Consider the following 19753-nt stretch of genomic DNA (forward strand, 5'->3'; position numbering starts at 1 on the left):
CGGACTCAACATCAGACCACTGCGAGGGCAGGCAGTTTCATCGTTTCCGTGAAGCATGTGCCGGTGGCGAGTGTTATGAATGCAGGCTTGAGGGTACTCTTGGCGCTTCGGAAATGACAATGGGGGCATGCATGCCACAACTGCTGCTGAACTGCGACATGGGCGAAAGTTTCGGTGCCTGGCGCATGGGCCTGGACGATCAGGTGATGCCCTGGATCGACTGCGCCAGCATCGCCTGTGGCTACCATGCCGGCGACCCCGGCTGCATGCGCCGTACCGTGGCACTGGCCGCTGCGCATGGGGTACGGATTGGCGCCCATCCGGGCTACCCGGACCTGCAGGGGTTTGGCCGGCGCTCGATGGCCTGCAGTCCCGCCGAGGTTGAGGACATGCTGCTGTACCAGATCGGCGCACTGCAGGCGATCTGCCGGGCCGAGGGCTGCGAGGTCAGTTACGTCAAACCGCATGGCGCGTTGTATAACGACATGCTGGCGCAGCCGCCGCTGCTTGAGGCGGTATTGCGCGCCGTGCGTCTGGCCGCCCCGGGGGCGCCGCTGATGCTGCTGGCGGGGGCCGGCAATCCCGGCCATCAGGCACTGGCGGCAGCGGCTGGCGTTCCGCTGTGGCTGGAGGGCTTTGCCGATCGCGCCTATGCCGCCGACGGCGCACTGCTGCCGCGCAGCCAGCCCGGCGCGGTCTACCATGACCCCGAGCGGATTCTGGCCCAGGCCCTACAACTAGCACGCGGCGAGCCGATCAGCACCAATGGCGGCCAGTCGCTGCAGCTGCAGATCGACAGCCTCTGCGTGCATGGCGACAACCCCGAGTCGGCGGCGGTGATCCGCCGCCTGCGCCAGGCGCTGCAGGGACTCTGATGCGGGTGCGCATCGACACTGCCGGGCTCGACTGCCTGCTGATCCGACTGTTCGAACAGATCGACGAAAGCAACATGGACTGGCTGCTGTCAGCCGACCTTCGTCTGCGCGAGGTCTTCGGCAGCCAGCTGATCGATCTGCTGCCGAGCTACACCAGCCTGTTGCTGCACTATGACCTGCACTACCTCGACGATGACGCCGCCCGCGCCCTGGCCATGCAGGCCCTGCACGATCTGCAACCGCAGCCAACGGCAGCCGGGCGCGAGCACCTGCTGCCGGTCTGGTATGACCCGCAGGTCGGACCCGACCTGGCGGCCGTAGCACGTGACTGTGGACTGAATATAGCTGCCCTGATCAGCGCCCACAGCCAGCGTGAATACCGGGTGTTCGCCCTCGGCTTTGCCCCCGGGTTTGCCTATCTGGGGCTGCTCGAGCAGCGCCTGGCAATGCCCCGGCTGGCCACGCCACGGCGCCGTGTGCCGGCTGGCAGCGTGGCAATTGCCGAACGTCAGACCGCCATTTACCCCTGCGCCTCACCGGGTGGCTGGCAGTTGCTCGGACGCATGCCGCTGCGGCTGTTCAACCCGAGCAGCGGCAGCCTGCTGCAACCCGGTGACCGGGTGCGGCTGGTGCCGGTCGACCACGCCGAATTCCTCCGCCTCGGTGGTGACGACCGGCCACTGGAAGCCTTGCCATGAGCCTGTATGTCGAGGCTACCCTGGGGCTGGCCCAGTTGCAGGATCAGGGCCGCTTCGGTGTTCGTCATCTGGGCATCGGTCAGGGCGGTGCGCTGGACTGGCAGGCGGCGCTGCTGGCCAACCGCCTGCTGGGCAACAGTACCGACTGCTGTGTGCTGGAAATCCCCGCCGGCGGTCTGACCCTGGGTATTGAAGCCGATACCAGTCTGGCCCTGAGCGGTGCCGATCTGCAGGCCCGGCTGGATGATAAGCCCATAGCCCCCTGGCACAGCCTGCAGGCACGCGCCGGCCAGCGCCTGCGCCTGCAGACTCCGCGCCACGGGCTGCGCGCCTATCTGGCGGTGCCCGGTGGTTTCCAGACGCCGGTGCAGTTCGGCGCCCGCGCCACCCTCAGCCGCGAGGGCCTTGGCGGCCTGCATGGTGATGGCCGAGCCCTGCAGGTCGGTGACCGGCTGCCGTTCGTCGCCGCCACCCGGCCTCCCGCGGCGGTGATCGAAACCCTGCGTCCCGACTACTCGGCAGCACCGCTACTGGCGCTGATTCCCGGCGGCCAGCTGGCCTACTTCAGTGGCACCAGCGTGTTCGCCCTGTTCAACAGCGACTGGCTGGTCGACCCGGCCAGCGACCGTATGGGCATTCGCCTGCGCGGACCGCAACTGGTCTATCATGGCGCGCCCCTGATCTCCGAAGGCATTGCCCTGGGTGCCGTCCAGGTACCGCCGGATGGCCAGCCGGTAGTGCTGCTGAACGACCGCCAGACCATCGGTGGCTACCCGAAGCTGGGCGCCCTGACGCCGCTGGCGCTGGCCCGGCTGGCGCAACTGCAACCCGGGCAAGCACTGCGCCTGCGCGCCACCACGGTCGAACAGGCCCGACATGACCTGCTGGCGTGGTTTCGCCGCGCTGAAGGCGGCATCTGCTATGGTTGAGGGCAGAGTCCCTTCGGTGAGGTCCGGTATGTCCCTGTGGCACAGGTTAATGCTGGTCGTTTTGCTTGCGCTGCCGCGCTTCAGCGCAGCGGCCGGAAGTGAGCCTGAATCCATCGACTGGGTACTCTGGCCAATTCCCTCGGCGGTGATCGTGGTGGATGGTAAACCGGCGGATGGCACGGCGGTGCGTGGCCTGCAACTGCTGATGGACGAACTGCCGCAGTTCAAGGCGAACTACAGGCTGGGCAACCGCCTGCGCCAGCAACGCGATATGCAGCAGGGTCGGCAATTCTGTTCCATGCCGCTGCTGCCGCGCGAGGACAGCGACCAATACGGCCTGTTCATTCCCTATATGGTCAGTACACCGATTCAGGCGGCGGTCCGGCATAGCGACCTGCCTGAACTGCCATTGCAGGACGGCAACCTGTCGCTGACACGAGTGTTGGCGGAAACCTCGATGCAAATTGGCGCTTCAGCACACCGTACCTATCCTCCGCAAATCCGCAAACTGATCGACCAGGCGCATGCCATGCAGCGCGCCCAGCGCATTGCCGGCAGCCCGAGCGGCGAGAACCTGCTGCGCATGGTCAGCCATGGGCGTATCGACCTGACCTTCGAATTTTCCTCGGTAACCCAAGCCTTCACCCGCCATACAATGCTGCCTGAACCGCTCTACAGCTTGCCGGTGGCGGAGCACCGCGAGCTGGTGATTACCGGTATCTACTGCACCCGTTCGGCGTGGGGCGAACGGGTAATCGCTGAACTGGAGCAGGGCGTACGGCGCATCAGCGCCAACCCGCTGGCGCTGCTCGACATTTACCGCCAGTGGGTACCTCAGGAAACCTTCGAGGCCTTCGAGAAACAGTTGCTGGATTACTATGCCGGACGGGGCCTCAGCCCCTGAGCACAGTACCCTCGACCTGTACCTCTGACCACTCACGCAGCAACGCCGACAAGGCCTCCGGCAGCGGATGCCCCTTGCGCGTAATGGCGTAAAAGTTTTCCCAGGCATTGGGAATGGTCATGTAACGGCACAGCAACCCCTGACTGATCTCGTCCCTGACTACCACCTCCGGCAATACGCTCAAAACGCCACCATCCCGGGCCAACAGACGCAGCATGGCCATGTCGTCGGCCTCCATGATTACCTCCGGCTGATAGTCATGCCGCGCGCAGTAGGTTTCGAAGGTCGAGCGAATCTCGCTGGACTGTCCCGGCAGGGACCACTGACGCCCCAGATAACCCTGCGGGAAAGGCAATGACGGGCGGTCCTGTGCCGGGCCTACCACCACCAGCGGCTGACGTGCCAGCAACTGACTCTGCCATAAAGGATCGCCCTCGCCACGGCTGATGCCGGCATTCGCCAGCACCAGATCAAACTGGTACTGGCCCAGCCCGCGCAACAGGTTCTGCCAGCCACGCGCATGCAGGGTAAAGCGCACACCAGGCTTGCCCAGCAGGGGAGCAACAAAGCTTTCGATGAAGTTGCGCGACATGCCCGACAACACACCGATATGTACATGCGACACCGACGGTGCAATGCCATGACGCAGCAAGGCCTCCAGCTCTTCACCCCGGCGGAAGATGTCATTGGCGTATTCCAGGGCGCGCTGCCCTTCGGCGGTCAGCTGCAGTTTGCGGCCATAGCGTTCGAACAGTGCTACACCCATCCGCTCCTCAAGCTGGCGTATCTGACTGGACAGCGCCGATTGCGACACATGCAGCTGTTCCGCAGCCCGGGTCAGGCTGTCTGCACGCGCCACATGCCAGAAGTAGTACAGGTGATGGTAATTGAGTCGAGCCACCAATCATTCTCTAAAGGTTAAATATAAGTCACTTTATATCTATTTTACTTGCATAAATCCATGACTGAGACTCACTGCACACCCAACGTACAGGAGACCGTCATGCTTACCTTCTTCACCCTGGGCCTGCCGGGCATGACAGACCCGCTGTTGCGCCTGACACTACCGGGCTTGCTGATGCTGTTGCTGGTGACCGGACTCGGAGCACTGCTGCTGCGTTATTCCTCACGCTATATGGCTGGCGAACCGCATATGAAGGCTTTCCGCCTGCAGATGCTCGGCGTACTACTGGCGGTCGCGCTGGTGATTCTGAGTGACCACCTGTTGCTTCTGCTGATTGGCTGGATGCTGGTGGGTAGCTGTCTGCACCGCCTGCTGGTGTTCTATCCGGAACGGCCATTTGCCGTGCTGGCTGCGCACAAAAAGTTCCTGCTTACCCGCCTGAGTGACTGCCTGCTGCTGATCGCCATTCTGCTGTTGTGGCAAAGCCATGGCAGCTTTTCCGTCAGCCGCATACTCGAGAGCTATCAGGCGCTGGACACTGCCGGCAACGCGCTGGACACAACAGCAGCCATGCTGATTGCCCTGACCGCGCTGCTGCGCAGTGCACAACTGCCATTTCACGGCTGGTTAATCCAGACCGTGGAAGCCCCCACCCCGGTATCTGCCCTGCTGCATGCCGGGGTAATCAATCTGGGTGGATTCCTGCTGATTCTGTTCGCCCCGCTGCTGGCCGGTACCCCGGTTGCCCATTGGTTGCTGTTGCTGGTGGCCGGTCCCTCGCTGCTGCTGGCGGCACTGATCATGGCAGTACGCGCCAGCGTCAAGGTTCGCCTGGCCTGGTCAACCAGTGCCCAGATGTCGCTGATGCTGATCGAGTGCGCGCTGGGACTTTATGAACTGGCCTTGCTGCACCTGCTGGCCCACTCGCTGTACAAGGCACATGCCTTCCTGCGTAGCGGCGAACAGGTGAATGACCAGAGCCTGCAGTGGCTGGCACCGGCCGCTCCGTTGCGGACAAGGGATATCGTGCTGGCGTGCCTGGCAACCCTGCTGCTGTGCCTGGCTGCCGTATCGTTCAGCGCAGGTCAGGGGCCGCTGGCTCCCTGGGCGTGGTTGGGGCTGGCGGTGTTCGGCCTGCTGATCGAGCGGCGCAGCCTGCAACAACATGATGCCGTCGGCTATCGACTGCTGGCCGCCGTGGCCCTGGTCACCTGCTTCAGCCTGCTGAAATGGCTGGTCGAGGCCTTGCCACTGATAGACCCGCTGCCAATTGCCACCAGACTGGGCGTGGCCGATCTGCTGGTGGCCCTGCTGTTCGGCGGACTCTTCGCGATAGCCAGCCTGCTGCGCTTCCAGCCCAGGCAACCCATCGTCCGGACACTTGCCCGGCACCTGTATGCCGGCCTGTATGTGGATGAACTGATCACTCGGCTGACCCTGCGCCTGTGGCCGGTACACCTGCCGCAGCCACAGCAGGCGGCCCCGCCGCGCCCCCTGGCAACCGCTCACCTGAAGGAGACAACCCCATGAACAGCCCTGCTGCTGTAACCTCATCCCCTGCTGTCAGTCTTTCAGAGGCACGCCATACGGCCTTGCTGAATGCCTGTGGCTACATCGCCCCGGCCTGGCCTCTGGACCGGATGATTGCGGTCAATCCCTGGTGGCACATGCGCCACTGGCATCCCGCAAAAGTCGCCAGCCGCCTTTCAGTGCTGGCCGGCGTCCAGGCCCAACTGCCACTGTCGGATTTCCGCAGGCTGTGGCAACAGGGGGTGTTTACCGAAGCGGACCTGAGGGCCGCCGCTGCAAAACCGGGTACGACGGAACTCGTTGACATACTCTGTGCTGCCCTGGATGACGCAGAGCTGCCGGCCAGGTCATTGCCGCAGTGGCGGAATATCAGCCAGCTGCTGGACGAGCTGCGGGATCCACAACGGATGCCCTGGCAGGATGCACTGCAGCAGCAGATAAGCCGTTTTTGTCTGGCCGCCCTGCAGGGCAACCATCCCCTCGCGGTGCCGGAAAACCAGTGCCTGTATCATCACTGGCATCAGAGTATCGCTGCCGATTCGGGGCTTGAGTGGTTGCTTGCAGCCCCCGGACTGCGCCAGACATTCCGGGCCCTGCCCGACGACCTGTACGCGTTGCTCGAGGTTGCACTGGATGAACTGCGGATTATCCCTGAACGGGTCACTGATTACGCCCATGCCCTGCTGCTGGATGTGAATGGCTGGGCTTCGCACCTGGCCTGGCAGGCCTGGCAGGCCAACCTTGAGCAACGTCAGCTGCCACCGCGCCTGTTACAGTTACTGGCCATCCGCATGGCCTGGGAGCTGGCGCTCTGGCGCAGCCAGGGCGCCAGCAAACTGCTCGCCGCCTGGCAGGCACAACAGCACCAGCTGGCTATTCTGGAAACCCGGCATGCCGAGGCACAGCACCCCCTGAGGGTGCTGGCCCGAGCCTGTGAACTGGCCTTCCAGCGGGACCTTGCAACACGCCTGCAGAACGCTGCACTGCCCGGCAGGCAGACACCCCGGCTACAGGCCGTGTTCTGCATTGATGTACGCTCCGAGCCAATGCGCAGAGCCCTTGAGCTGCAGAATGTGGCCATTCAGACCGCCGGCTTTGCCGGCTTCTTCGGACTACCGATGGCCTATCAGGCAGTCGGTAGCAGCCGGCTGCGGGCACAGTTGCCCGGACTGCTGGCACCCGCCCTGCGCGTCAGTGAAAGCGGTGAACAGGCTCAAGCCCTGGCACAGCGCCGCCAGCGGCGCTGGAACCTGCAGGCCGGCTGGCAGCGCTGGTCGCAGTCGGCAACCGGGATGTTCGGGCAGGTTGAAACCTTTGGACTGGCCAGCCTGGCCGGCCTGCTACGCGCCAGCCTCGCTGGTCCTCAAAGCCGGCGGCCAGACGAAACCTACAGCGACTGGGCACTGTTTGACGGTGAGCGGTCGCTGACCCACGAGGAACGCCTGACACTGGCCAGCCGGATACTCGAAGCCCTTGACCTGCCCTGCTTTGCCGAAGAGGTACTGCTGGTCGGGCATGCCAGTCAGAGCAGCAACAACCCGCAGGCCTGCAGTCTGGAGTGCGGTGCCTGTGGCGGCCACAGCGGGGAAGTGAATGCTGCGGTACTGGCGGATTTGCTGAATCACCCCGGCATTCGCGCCGACCTGCTGCGGCAGGGCTGGCAGATTCCCACTGCCACGCGATTCATTGCCGCCGTGCACAACACCACCCTGGACAGTCTGGAAGTTCACGGCACGCTGTCAACCCAGGCACAAAATTGGCTGCAGCAAGCCGAACAACAGGCCAGACGCTGGCGCATTGGCACGCTGGAGGGCGGTTTGGACAATCGCTCTGACCAGCAGTTACTGCGCCATCTGCAGCAGCGCGCCAGTGACTGGTCGCAAGTTCGTCCGGAATGGGGACTGGCCGGCAATGCCGCGCTGATTGTCGCGCCCCGGACACTCACTCGCGGAATGGATCTGCAGGGGCGCTGTTTCCTGCATGACTATCGTGCCGAACATGACCCGTCTTTCCAGCGACTGGAACAGATAATGACTGCGCCAATGCTGGTGGCCCACTGGATCAACATGCAATACAACACCTCGGTGTGGGACAACCGCCGTTATGGCAGTGGCAACAAGGTTCTGCACAATGTCGCGCTGGGTCAGCTGGGGCTGTTTGAGGGGCAGGGCGGGGATCTGCGCAGCGGACTGTCGATGCAGTCCTTGCATGATGGCAGTGACTGGCGGCATGTCCCGCTTAAGCTAAGCGTCTATATACAGGCGCCGGTGACGGCGCTGCAGCAGATCTGCGAGCGGCATCAGGTACTCAGCGAACTGGTCGGCGGAGAATGGTTGTACCTGTTCAGTCTGGATAAACAGGGCGTGGCCACTCCGGTGTTGCTGCGCCAGCAGACGGGGTAAGCCCGAACTTCAAGGCATTGCCTGAGTGTTGCCGTAGCCTGCAGCAGAGCAACTGTAGACTCCGGCAACATGTGCCTGGCAGGAACTTAGGCTCTGAAACAACTTGAAGCAGCATTTGAACTCCCGGAACCGGAACCCTTACCTCCCGACAAGTGTCATTTGAACGCTAAACTCAACCTTTGCGCAGATACCGGTGTCGCCATGCCAACAGAATTCCTCCCAATCGCCCTGCGCAAGCCGAACAGTCCGGGTGCGCAGCCATCCCTGCCCGGCTGGTCCATCCCGCTGCTGGCATCGCTGAGTTGCCTGTTGCTGTTGGCCGATGACTTTATCCAGCAACTGTTCACTTCGGCCAATCAGGCCGAGCTGGAACTGCGCTATGTACTGGTGCTGTGGCTGTTCAGTCTGGGCCTGTGGCTGGCCGGCAGCCGCTGGCTGGTGACAGGCGTGCTGACGCTGCTGGCCAGCATGCAACTGATCCAGCTGGGCAGCATTGCCTGGGCCGGCATGCCGCTCGCGCCGGAAGACCTGTACGGGTTGTTTGGTGAATTCGCCGATGTCAGTGCCACCGCCAGCAGCAGCTTTACCGATCACTGGCATGTGCTGCCCAGTGTACTGTTGCCCTATGCTCTGTTGCTGCTGCTGTATCTGCAGCTGATGCCCAGACTGTCCCGCCGCAGCCGACTGTTTGGCTGGGTACTGGTGCTGGCAATTCTGGCTGCCAAGCCCTACCGGGCCGCCTACCGCGACATGACGCACTTTATGCCGGGCCCGACCCGCAGCGCCCTGCACAACAGTCTGAACAGCTTCTCCTGGTTCGCCGTGAATGTGCTGCGCGGGGATCACCAGCGCCTGCCGGCCACTCCATTCAAACCCTACCAGCTGAAGGCCAGCCAGCCCACGGCTCGGCATGTCTGGATTGTGGTTGCCGACTCACTGCGCAGCGACCGGCTTGGCGTGATGGGCTATCAACGTGATACCACACCCTTCCTCAACCAGCTGGCAGCCAACCATGGCTTGCTCGCCAGGCCCGGTATCGCCGCCGCCGTATCCACCTCGGTCAGCCTGCCGGTGCTGTTCAACCTGATTCGCGAGCCGGGTCAGCAACACCTGTTGCGCGAACAGCCGCACAACCTGTTTCGTCTGGCCAGACAGCAGGGATTTCGGACCTTCTGGCTGTCATCCCAGGAATCCAAACTGTTGACCTACCTTGGCAGTCGCCACATGGATGTTTCCATTACACGTGAAGACCATCCGCTGCTGTTCGCCCGCCGGCATGACCACGCCCTGATAGACCTGCTGCCACGCAAGCAGTGGGGCGAGCGTAACTTCGTGGCAATCAACCTGCGCACCGCGCACAGCCCCTATGAGAGCAATTATCTCGGACACAACGAGCCGGTTGCCATGTGGCCGGTGAACAGCGATATGCCGCGCGAGGAGCGCGAGAGCAATGCCTACGACAATGCGATCCGCTATCTGGATGACGTGCTGGAAGAAATCATCACCCGCTTTGAGCAACTGGAAGGCGAACGCTACCTGCTGATTACCGGAGACCATGGCCAGTTGCTCGGGGAAAATCAGGTCTGGGGGCACAACCGCCTGTTGCCGGAAGTGATAGATGTGCCGGTGCTGGTAGTAGCCCGCGACGCGCCGGCGGATGCCCTGCAGGCACTGCAACAGCAGCGCTGGGTCAGCCATTATGAAGCCGGGGTCTGGCTGGCCTCGCGGCTGGGTGTCGAGGTGTTCAATCCGAATGCCGAAGCTGACCTGCACTTCGTCAAGGGCAAGCTGCTGCTCGGCGACAACAGCTTCAAGATGGTGCGCGAGACACCCGAGGGGTTGAAGTATTACTCATCCCGACTGATCAGTGACTGGCTGGAGGATTTCAGCAAGATACCGGATGTAAAAATGCGCTATTGATCGGTGAGTCCCTGATTCACCAGCTCTCGCGCTCGGCCACCCGCCAGCAGTTACGCCCGGCACTCTTGGCCTGGTACATCGCCTGGTCGGCCTGCAACAGCAGCTGTTCGGCACTGGCCTGAGCCTCTCCGGGGGGCTGGAAGGCCACACCCATACTTACCGATACCTGCAGGCGTTGCTGCTGCAGCTCTGCCGGGCGCGCCGCCGCCTCCAGCAGGCGCTCCAGTACCGGGGTGGCGTCCTCTGGGCCATGCAACCCCACCAGCAACGCAACAAATTCGTCGCCGCCGATGCGCGCCAGGGTATCCGACTCGCGCAGGGCGGCCTGCATGCGCCTGGCCAGCTCGACCAGCAACTCGTCACCACAGGCATGTCCGTGGTGGTCGTTGACCGCCTTGAAACCATCCAGATCCAGGTACACCACAGCCAGCCAGTCGGCATTCCGGTGTGCGGTACTCAAGGCATGCCGCAGCCGGTCATCCAGCAACAGCCGATTGGGCAGCCCGGTAAGCGCGTCATGGTGTGCCCCATGTTCCAGTTTCAACTGGTGCGCCTTCATCGCCATAATGTCCTGGTGGGTGCCACTCATGCGCAGCGGCCGGCCCTGCTCGTCCCGCTCTACCACCCGCCCGCGACTGAGAATCCAGACCCAATGGCCATTCTGGTGGCGCATGCGCAGCTCGGCCTCGAAGCGCTCACTGCTACCGCCCAGGTGCTGGCGCAGGTGCAGCAGTGCCTCGGGCAGATCATCCGGATGCACCAGACTTTCCCAGGTGGCGAAGGTCACCGGTTGCAGCTGCTCGAGCCGATAACCGAGCATGGATGCCCAGCGTTCATTGCACAGCACCTGATGGCTGAGCATGTCGAGTTCCCAGATGCCGCTGTCAGTACCCCAGATCACCTCTTCCAGGCGCTGGCGTTCGCGCGCCAGCTGCTGCTGGCCACGGCGAATCACCAGCAACTGGCGCAACAGCCCGGCCAGCGCCAGCAACAGCAGTACCAGCAACAGGGCAAAACCGAGCATCAGATTGTGATAGCGCTGCCAGGTATCCGCCAGCGTAAACTCCGGCAACACGTCATAGGGCGGCAGACGCAGGTCGCGCGCCACCTGTTCCACCGCCATATAGTCGGCGGGCGGGGCGAAGCCATCAATCCCCGCGCGCGCCGCTGCCGGATGCTGCCAGTCCAGCCCGAGCAGGGCACTGGCTATCCGCCGTACCTGCTGCTGATCGACATGCGGCAAGGCCAGGAACGGCCATTCAGGATACAGACGGGTAGAGGTCTGCCAGGGATAACCGGGCAACGGCTGGCGATTCAACACCCGCAACTGCCCATCCTGCACCTCGCCGCTGGCAACCATGTACTCCAGCACCCCGGTCAGGGCAAAGGCCGCATCCACCTCTCAGGCGAGCAAGGCACGCACTGCCTGCAGGTGGTCACCGCGGGCCAACAGGCTGGCATCCCGGCGCAGATCAACCCCCTGGCGGCGTGCCTCCCACAGCTGCGCCTGATAACCGCCAAGAAAGCCACTGCCAGCATGCGCAATGCGCCGCCCGCGCAGATCCTGCAAGCGCAGCAGATGCTGATCATCGCTTCGCACCAGAATCACCCCGCCAAGGGCGCTAGTCGGCTCGCCATCCACCAACCGCACTACGGTCGCCAGGGCGCCGGTCAGGGCGCTCTTACTGCGCAGCAGTATGTAATGACTGGGATTGGTGAACACCATGTCCAGTTGATGATTGGCTACCGCCTGGTTCATCGCCGCCTCGTCCAGCACCTGCAATTCCACCTGAACATCGCCCAGGCTTTGCCCGAGGTAGTCGGCCAGCGGCTGGAAGTCCTCGTGAATATTCCCGGTATCCATCCATGCCGATACCCCCAGCACCAGCCGCTGCTGGGCAGACAGCGCCAGGCCTGGCAGTAGCAGCAGCACAATCAGCAGCAACCTGATCATCCACGCGACTCCCCGGCTGGCAACCAGCCAGCACTGAACAGCCGGCTCGGATCAACCGCGCTGTTCAGCAGGCCCTCAGCCAGCATCAGGTCATTCAGCTCACTGACCACGCGGGTCAGTGCCGGGTTCTGCCCACTCAGATAGCGCCGATTGGCTTCAAGGCCGGGCAGCACCACATCGCCCAGGCTTTGCTGCACCTGAACGGGCGTCAGCTGCTGACGGCCGGCGATCCGGTACAGGGCATCCTGCCGGTGCATTTTCACATGCATCAGGCCGGCAAAATGGGCTTCCAGCAACTGGCGTAACCGTGGGCTGTGCAAGGCCAGACGGTCCTCCCTGACAGCCAGCACATCAAAGATGGTTTCCGGCATCTGCCGGCTGTCGAACAGGATGCGCCCGCCCTCCTGCTGCAGATGCAGAGCAGTCGGGTGGTAGCTGACCATGGCGTCCACCGCGCCCGCCTGCCACATCGCCAGCTGGCGGTCCGGTGGCAGGTCGAGCAGCTGCAGCTGGTCAATGGTCAGGCCGCTGTGGTTGAGAAAATGGCGCAATACCAGAGCACCCAGCGCACCTTTTTCGACACCGAGACGGGCACCGGCCAGCGTCTCTGACTGCCATTGCGGATGCACCAGCAGCATGTCGGCACCGGCCGACAGGTTGAAGATCAGCAGCACCCGCAGCGGCACCCCGGCATCGATCACCCGCAGTGCTTCGTCCAGGGTCAGGCAGGCCGCATCCACCTCGCCGGCCTGCAGTGCCTGCATGGAGTCGCCGGCCACCAGACCTTCATGCAGAACCAGTTGCTCAGGCAACAGACCCAGGTCCATGGCCAGATACAGCGACTCGTAGCCGATCCAGTGGTGAATGCCCAGTCGCAGCTGCGGCGCCCGCGCGCAGCCACGCAGCAGCGGGACGCTGGCCAGCACAGCAGCGCCGGCCATGATGAATTGCCGTCGACTGAGCGGCATGCTGTTTCCCTTGCCGGACCTGCCGGCGATGCTCCCTGATACCCCGGCAAGTGTAACCTGCCGGGGTCAGGCTGGCATCAGGCTGATTGCACTTTGATGCCAAAGGCCAGGCTGTAGAACACCGGCAACACCACCAGGGTCAGGATGGTGGCAAAGCCCAGACCGAACATGATCACCACCGCCATGCTCTGGAAGAAGGCATCGAACAGCAGTGGCGCCATCCCCAGAATGGTGGTCAGGGCCGCCATCGATACCGGACGCACCCGGCTGATGGCGGCATCCAGCAGCGCCTGATCGGCAAGCTTGCCGCTGTCGATCTGCAGACGTATCTCATCCACCAGTACGATACCGTTCTTCACCAGCATGCCGCTCAGGCTGAGAAAGCCCAGCAGTGCCATAAAGCCGAAGGGAATGCCGGTGAGCAGAAAACCGAAGGTCACCCCGATCACCGCCAGCGGCACGGTCAGCCAGATCACCGTGGCGCGCTTGACCGAGTCGAACAGCAGGATGGTAATCAGGAACATCGCCAGATAACCCAGCGGCAGGGTGCCGAATACCGCCTGCTGGGCATCCCGCGCACTTTCGTACTCACCGCCCCATTCCAGCCGGTAGCCCGGCGGCAGGTCGATCGCCTCGATCTGCGGGCGCAGCCGGCGCAGCAGCTGGTCGGCGGTCTGACCGCTGAGAATGCTCGGATCGGCCTGCACTGTCAGGGTACGCTTGCGGTCCTTGCGCATGATCAGCGGATCTTCCCAGAGGGTGACAAACTCGCTGACCACCTGATCGATTGGCAGGTAGGTGCCACGCGCATTGCTCCAGACCAGCAGATCGTTAAGGGTCGCCGCATTCAGCCGCTCGTTGTCCGGGGTGCGTGCGACTATCGGCAGCATGCGCGTGCCATCGCGGTACAGGCCGACGGTCAGGCCGCTGAAGTTCATCTTCAGCAGGCTGTCCAGATCGCGCTTGTCGACGCCCAGCTCGCGCGCGCGCGCCTCGGCAAACTGCGGCCGGACCAGCTTGGTGCGCTCGCGCCAGTCATGCATCACCGCACTGGACACCGCATCGGCACGCATGATCGCCACCACCTCGGCGCCGAGGCGGCGCAGCACCTCGGGATCGGCGCCGGTCAGACGGGCCTCGATCTTGCTGTCGCTGCCCGGTCCAAGCATCAGCTGCTTGAGCTTGGCCTGCACGCCGGGATGCTGTTCCGCAAGGTGCTGGTCAAGCTCGGCGATCAATGGCTGAATCCGCTCCAGCCTGTCGGTGCGCACCAGAATCTGTGCATAGTTGGAATACTGGCGCTGCGGGAAGTAGGTGAGGATAAAGCGCAGGGTGCCCTGACCTATGGTCGAGGTCACCGCCACCACGCCGTCCTGCTGCAGGATATGCCTGTCGATGGCCGCCACCACCTGCTCGGTATGGCGAATGTCGCTACCCTTGGGCAGCCACAGGTCGATAAAGAACATCGGCGTGTTGGACGGCGGGAAAAAGCTCTGGCGCACCTGGCTGAAGCCGACCACCGCCGCCACCAGCAATACCGCCAGCAGCCCCAGGCTCACCGGCCGATGGCGCAGGGCGGCGCCGAGCAGGCGGCGGTACAGGCTGAAGATGATGCCCTGGTAGGGCTCTTCAGGGACTTGCCCGTTACCGGCTGGCTGCTCACGGAACAACAGGCTGGCGAAGAACGGCGTCAGTGTTATCGCGGTAACCCAGCTGAGCAGCAGGGAAATCAGCAGCACCTGGAACAGCGACAGGCAGTATTCGCCGGTGGTGTCCTCGGACAGGCCGATCGGGGCAAAGGCGATGATCGCGATAGCAGTCGCCCCGAGCAGCGGAAACTGGGTCTGCCGGACAATCGCCCGCGAGGCCTGCAGGGTGCTCAGGCCGCGCTGGCGGCCGACCAGAATGCCCTCGACAATCACAATGGCATTGTCCACCAGCATCCCCAGCGCGATCACCAGCGCGCCGAGCGAGATCCGCTGCAGCTCGATCTCCAGCATCTGCATGAAGATAAAGGTGCCAAGTACCGTCAGCGCCAGCACCAGACCGATCAGCAGGCCGCTGCGCAGGCCCATAAAGATCAGCAGCACGCCGATGACGATGGCCACCGCCAGCACGAAATTCAGCACAAAGCCCTTCACCGAGGCCTGCACCTCGGCGGTCTGGTCATAGAACAGCGACAGCTGCATGCCGATCGGTCGCTCCGCCTCCAGCTCCTGCAGGCGCTGGTTGACCGCCCGACCGACATCCACCACGTTGACATGGTCGGTAAACGACACCCCGAGCCCGAGCGCCGGCTGGCCGTTGGCGCGGTACAGGTTGTCCGGCTGCTCGCTGAAGCCGCGGCGAATGCTGGCGATATCGCCCAGCTGGATACGCTGGGCACTGCCCGGCTCACTGATGATCAGCCGCTCCAGCTCACTCGGGTCCTCGAACTCGCCGGTCGGGTGCAGACGGATGGATTCACTGCCAACCAGCATCTTGCCGGCATCCGACACCACATTCTGGTTGCTCAGCAGCTCGTACAGCCGGTGCGGCGCGATGCCCAGACTGGTCATGCGCGCCCGCGAGATCTCGACAAACAGCTGCTCCTGCGGCACCCCGGCCAGACTGACCTTGCCAACGCCCGGCAGCAGCACCAGCTCACGTCGCAGCAACTCGGCATGGTCACGCAGTTCGCGGTAACTGTAGCCCTCGCCACTGACCATCATAAAAATACCGAAAACATCACTGAAGTCATCGCGAATGATCGACTCGCCCACCCCCGGTGGCAGGTAGGGCCGCTGGTCGTTGATCCGCCGGCGCAGCTCGTCCCAGATCTGCGGCAGCACCTCAGGACCGTAGCGGTCCTGCACCTCGACGGTGATCTGTGACAGCCCGGCGCTGTTGATCGAACTGATCTTGTGGATATACGGCAGCTGCTGGATGGCATTCTCCAGCGGGAAGGTCACCTCCTCCTCGACCTGCTGCGGCGAGGCACCGGGGTAGGGCGTGACCACCATGGCAATCTTCAGGGTAAAGGCCGGGTCTTCCAGCCGCCCCAGCCCGAAAAACGCCAGGGTACCGCCAACCCCGAGAATCAGTGCCACCAGCCAGCTGGTGACCCGACGCTGGATAAAATAACCGGCTACGTCCATGCTCAGGCCCTCAGAGTCCGCGCTCACGTTCCCAGACCCGCACGCGCTGGCCCTCGCTCAATTCCGAACCGCCCACCGCGACAATCCGCTCACCCGGCTGCAGCCCCGACAGCACCTCGATACCGTCCTGTCCCAATTGGCCGACCTGCACCTGACGCGCGCTGACGCGCAACGCCTCGCCATCCTCGTGCAACACCCAGACCTTCTGCACAGCAGACGGCTGGCTGTCCGGACTGAACACCGCCTCGACCGGCACCCGCATGGCACGGCCGGCATCCCGGCTTATACCGGCAAAGTCCACCAGCACAGTGGCGCTCATGCCCGGCAGCAGCACCAGCTCCTCCGGCAACGGCATGCTCAGCACCACCTGATAGGTCAGGGTACGCGGGTCCGGCTGGCTGGAATGTTCCTTGTACACCGCCGGCAGAATCCGCCCGGCCAGGGTATCCAGCCGCACCTGAGGCTGGTAGTCGCCCGGCACCAGATCGGCACGCAGCGAGCTCAGCAGGCTTTCCGGCAACTGGAACACCACATCCATGCTGTCACCGGCATACAGGGTGATGATCGGCTGATTCGGCTGCACAATCTGGAAGCGCTCAACATGGGTACGCGCCACCAGCCCGGTAAAAGGCGCACTCAGGCGGCTGTAGGCCAGCTCCTGACGGCTCAGGTTGAGCGCCGCCTCGGCCGAATTGAACTGTGCCTGACGCTCGTCAAAGGCGGATTGCGAGACTGCCTGACGCTCCAGCAGCTGGCGCATGCGCTGCAACTGGGCACGGCTCAGCTCAAAGCTGGCCTCACGGTCACTCAGGCGCAGGCGGATATCGGTATCGTCCAGTTCGGCCAGCACCTGGCCGGCCTTGACCTTCTCGCCCTCACGCACCCGCAGCTCGCGCAGCTCACCACCGAGCCGGAACGACAGCTGCGCCTCCTCCGGCGCCTTCAGCCGCGCCGGGAACTCGCGCAGCATGCCCTCATGGGGCGCCTGCACGGTAAACACCTTGACCGGACGCACCAGCTCGGCAGCGGCCTGTTCGGCAGGTTGGCAGCCGGTCAGGGTAAACGGCAACAGCAGACACAGGGATCGCATCAGAATAGACATGACAGCTTCCATGGCAAGGGAGGAAAAAACCGCCCAAGTATAGCCAATCCACTGATGACAAAAATGACAGAGTGGCGCAGCACCGGAAAAAACCGCCAGCCCTGGGCGGAATCCGTCAGAGCGAACCCTGTGTTTCCAAATGGGCAATATCCCGCGCCAGGGTGGCACTCGACAACTCGCCCAGATGCACATTGACCAGCCGGCCAGCGGCGCTGAAGAACAGCGTGGTCGGCAGCATCCGCGAGCCGGCAAACTCGCCGAGCCGGTTACCCGGGTCCAGCAGCAGGTTATCCAGCGCCAGCCCCTCGCGTTGCAGGTAGCGGCGCACCTCCTCGGCCTGCTCACCCTGATTCACCAGCAGGATGTCGACCTGCGGATAGCGCTGCTGCGCCTCGGCCAGTACCGGCATCTCGCGCCGGCACGGCGGACACCAGCTGGCCCACAGGTTGATCACCAGCGGCTGGCTGAAATCCCCGCGCAGGCTGACCGGCGCCCCCTGCAGGTCGTGCAGGGTGAAGTCCGGCAACTGCTGGCTGCGCTGCAGCTGGTTTAAGCTGCCCAGCAACGCCAGCCACAGCAGCAGCCCGCTGGCACTGGCCAGCAACAGTGGCCGGCGCAGGGCAACCCGGCGCCAGTACTGCCAGAGCCCAACCAGCAACACGCCAAGCACACCGAAGCCAAGACTGAAGCCGCCATCACGGATATCCAGCCAGCCCCACCAGCTGTCGGCATAGTGCCCGGCATACTGCAGCACAAACCCCAGGCGCGCCGCGATCAGCCCGCCAAACAGCATGGCAAACAACGCCGGCTCCGGGTTGCCGCCACGCCGCCGGCCACTCAGCCAGCCCACCAGCAGCGCCACGCCAAAACTCAACAGCAACAGGGCGCGGTTGATCGGCACGGCGAGGAGGCCAATATCCAGTGTGAGCATAGGGGACTCCGTGATAATCATTGTGGGGAACGCCGGTCTATTGCAGCGGCCTATTGAGCCAGGTTGCCGGTGCCCGGTTCCGGACCGTGCCCAGCCAGGGATGGCTGGGCGCGAGCCTACAGGGACGTACTTGCGGCGTGTCCGGAACCGGGTACCGGCAAACTGGCTGGCACCCAAGCCATAATCAACTGAGTTTCCTATCCTGACCGGATCGAGCCTGACAGACCACCCCTATCCGCGATATGCTCCCCAGAGTATCAAGCGACCCAGCACGCAGCCAACTGCGCAGGAGCCCGGAATGATCTTTCGCCAACTCTACGACGCCACCTCGTCCACCTACACCTACCTGCTGGCCGACGAACACAGCCGCGAAGCACTGCTGATCGATCCGGTCTTCGAACAGCAGCAGCGTGACCTGGCACTGCTCGACGAACTCGGACTGACGCTGAAACTGGTGGTCGACACCCACGCCCACGCCGACCACATCACCGCCGCCTGGCTGCTCAAGCAGAAAACCGGCTGCACAATCGCCTCCGCCGCCGTGATCAACGCTGAACATGTCGACCTGCCACTGCAGCACGGCCAGCACTTCGGCGTACAGGGCATCGACCTGCAAGCCCGCGCCACCCCCGGCCACACCGACGGCTGCATGAGCTATGTCCTGGCTGACCAGTCGATGGTATTCACCGGCGACACCCTGCTGATCCGCGGCTGCGGACGCAGCGACTTCCAGCAGGGCAACGCCAGCACCCTGTACCGCTCGATCACCGAACAGCTGTTCAGCCTGCCGGACAGCTGCGCGGTATACCCCGCCCACGACTACCACGGCCGCACCCGCAGCAGCATCGGCGAGGAAAAACAGTACAACGCCCGGGTCGGCGGCGGCGCCAATGAAACCGACTTTGTCGGCTACATGCAGGCCATGCAGCTGCCTCACCCGAAAAAGATCGACGAGGCCGTACCGGCCAACCTGCGCAGCGGCTGTCCCGAGGACGGCCAGCTGCCGCCCCAGGCCAACTGGGCCGACCTGCGCATCACCTTTGCCGGCGTACCCGAGGTGGAACCGGAATGGCTGATCCATAACCAGCCCTCGGTCACCCTGCTGGATGTGCGCCAGCCCGAGGAGGTCATTGACGGTGAATGCCCAAGCGCCCTGCAACCCCTGCATATCCCGCTGGACCAGCTGCGCCAGCGGATTGCCGACGTGCCCGCAGACAAGCCGATAATCGCCCTGTGCCGCTCCGGCCGGCGCTCGGCGATGGCCGTGAGCATCCTGCAGGAACAGGGCCTTGAGCGGGTGGCCAGCCTGCGGGGTGGGTTACTCAGGTTGAATCAATAACCGCAGACAAAAAGATTGCTCAGTCCAGGGGCTGGAAAATAAAGGGGACAGATTTAAATAAAGGGGACAGATTTATTTTCCTGAAAAATAAATCGAAAAATAAATCTGTCCCCTTTCAAATACAGCCCATTTGCCCAACCAAGCCCTAGCCGTTAGCCTT

14 protein-coding genes and 1 pseudogene are annotated in these 19753 nt (G+C 63.5%); 8 read left to right on the top strand and 7 right to left on the bottom strand.

Translation table 11 applies throughout. From position 1 onward, the window contains the following. Positions 1 to 131: 131 nt before the first annotated feature. The 4 genes from BMZ23_RS09180 to BMZ23_RS09195 are packed head-to-tail and all read left to right on the top strand — an operon-like array spanning position 132 to position 3406. On the top strand, positions 132 to 875 hold the full coding sequence (locus tag BMZ23_RS09180; RefSeq protein ID WP_093475845.1) for a 5-oxoprolinase subunit PxpA: 744 nt from the start codon (positions 132 to 134) through the stop codon (positions 873 to 875). Further along, positions 875 to 1573, top strand: coding sequence for a 5-oxoprolinase subunit PxpB (gene pxpB / locus BMZ23_RS09185; protein ID WP_093475848.1), 699 nt, complete (start codon positions 875 to 877; stop codon positions 1571 to 1573). The genes BMZ23_RS09180 and pxpB overlap by 1 nt, the downstream gene beginning before the upstream one ends. Then, positions 1570 to 2502 carry a 5-oxoprolinase subunit C family protein gene (locus BMZ23_RS09190; protein ID WP_093475851.1) on the top strand — a complete coding sequence of 311 codons (933 nt, stop codon included), beginning with the start codon at positions 1570 to 1572 and terminating at the stop codon, positions 2500 to 2502. The genes pxpB and BMZ23_RS09190 overlap by 4 nt, the downstream gene beginning before the upstream one ends. A 28-nt stretch (positions 2503 to 2530) precedes the next feature. Then, positions 2531 to 3406 carry a hypothetical protein gene (locus BMZ23_RS09195; RefSeq protein ID WP_143069580.1) on the top strand — a complete coding sequence of 292 codons (876 nt, stop codon included), beginning with the start codon at positions 2531 to 2533 and terminating at the stop codon, positions 3404 to 3406. Here the strand turns inward: BMZ23_RS09195 and BMZ23_RS09200 are convergent. Continuing rightward, positions 3396 to 4307, bottom strand: coding sequence for a LysR family transcriptional regulator (locus tag BMZ23_RS09200; RefSeq protein WP_093475857.1), 912 nt, complete (start codon positions 4305 to 4307; stop codon positions 3396 to 3398). The genes BMZ23_RS09195 and BMZ23_RS09200 overlap by 11 nt on opposite strands. A gap of 102 nt (positions 4308 to 4409) precedes the next feature. Here BMZ23_RS09200 and BMZ23_RS09205 point away from each other — a divergent pair, with 102 nt between their 5' ends. From BMZ23_RS09205 to BMZ23_RS09215, 3 genes are all read left to right on the top strand, one after another. Beyond that, entirely contained in the window at positions 4410 to 5840 is a 1431-nt protein-coding gene (locus tag BMZ23_RS09205) for an NADH-quinone oxidoreductase subunit L (protein ID WP_177197253.1), read from the top strand. Then, a complete protein-coding gene (locus BMZ23_RS09210) occupies positions 5837 to 8242 on the top strand; it encodes a DUF2309 domain-containing protein (RefSeq protein WP_093475864.1) in 2406 nt (801 codons plus the stop codon). The genes BMZ23_RS09205 and BMZ23_RS09210 overlap by 4 nt, the downstream gene beginning before the upstream one ends. A 201-nt stretch (positions 8243 to 8443) precedes the next feature. After that, positions 8444 to 10162, top strand: coding sequence for a phosphoethanolamine transferase (locus tag BMZ23_RS09215; RefSeq protein WP_093475867.1), 1719 nt, complete (start codon positions 8444 to 8446; stop codon positions 10160 to 10162). Between the two features lie 16 nt (positions 10163 to 10178). On the opposite strand, the gene BMZ23_RS15185 is transcribed toward BMZ23_RS09215, so the two are convergent. The 6 genes and pseudogenes from BMZ23_RS15185 to BMZ23_RS09245 all read right to left on the bottom strand — a co-directional run bounded on the left by BMZ23_RS15185 (position 10179) and on the right by BMZ23_RS09245 (position 18254). Further along, positions 10179 to 11285 carry a diguanylate cyclase domain-containing protein gene (locus tag BMZ23_RS15185; RefSeq protein ID WP_342707835.1) on the bottom strand — a complete coding sequence of 369 codons (1107 nt, stop codon included), beginning with the start codon at positions 11283 to 11285 and terminating at the stop codon, positions 10179 to 10181. 15 nt (positions 11286 to 11300) lie between these two features. Further along, a pseudogene (locus BMZ23_RS09225) lies at positions 11301 to 12116 on the bottom strand (phosphate/phosphite/phosphonate ABC transporter substrate-binding protein); the annotation flags it as partial. Next, complete coding sequence (locus BMZ23_RS09230; protein WP_093475876.1) at positions 12113 to 13084, bottom strand: ABC transporter substrate-binding protein; 972 nt, start codon at positions 13082 to 13084, stop codon at positions 12113 to 12115. The gene BMZ23_RS09230 and the pseudogene BMZ23_RS09225, both read right to left, overlap by 4 nt. Before the next feature lie 77 nt (positions 13085 to 13161). Then, entirely contained in the window at positions 13162 to 16248 is a 3087-nt protein-coding gene (locus BMZ23_RS09235; protein ID WP_281242319.1) for an efflux RND transporter permease subunit, read from the bottom strand. After that, entirely contained in the window at positions 16232 to 17323 is a 1092-nt protein-coding gene (locus tag BMZ23_RS09240; RefSeq protein ID WP_093475882.1) for an efflux RND transporter periplasmic adaptor subunit, read from the bottom strand. The genes BMZ23_RS09235 and BMZ23_RS09240 overlap by 17 nt, the downstream gene beginning before the upstream one ends. Positions 17324 to 17438: 115 nt before the next feature. Next, a complete protein-coding gene (locus tag BMZ23_RS09245; RefSeq protein WP_093475885.1) occupies positions 17439 to 18254 on the bottom strand; it encodes a TlpA disulfide reductase family protein in 816 nt (271 codons plus the stop codon). Between the two features lie 298 nt (positions 18255 to 18552). Here BMZ23_RS09245 and BMZ23_RS09250 point away from each other — a divergent pair, with 298 nt between their 5' ends. Continuing rightward, positions 18553 to 19593 carry an MBL fold metallo-hydrolase gene (locus BMZ23_RS09250; RefSeq protein ID WP_093475888.1) on the top strand — a complete coding sequence of 347 codons (1041 nt, stop codon included), beginning with the start codon at positions 18553 to 18555 and terminating at the stop codon, positions 19591 to 19593. Positions 19594 to 19753: the final 160 nt, after the last annotated feature.

The organism is Halopseudomonas yangmingensis (genome assembly GCF_900114825.1).
In the GTDB taxonomy this organism is placed as follows: domain Bacteria; phylum Pseudomonadota; class Gammaproteobacteria; order Pseudomonadales; family Pseudomonadaceae; genus Halopseudomonas; species Halopseudomonas yangmingensis.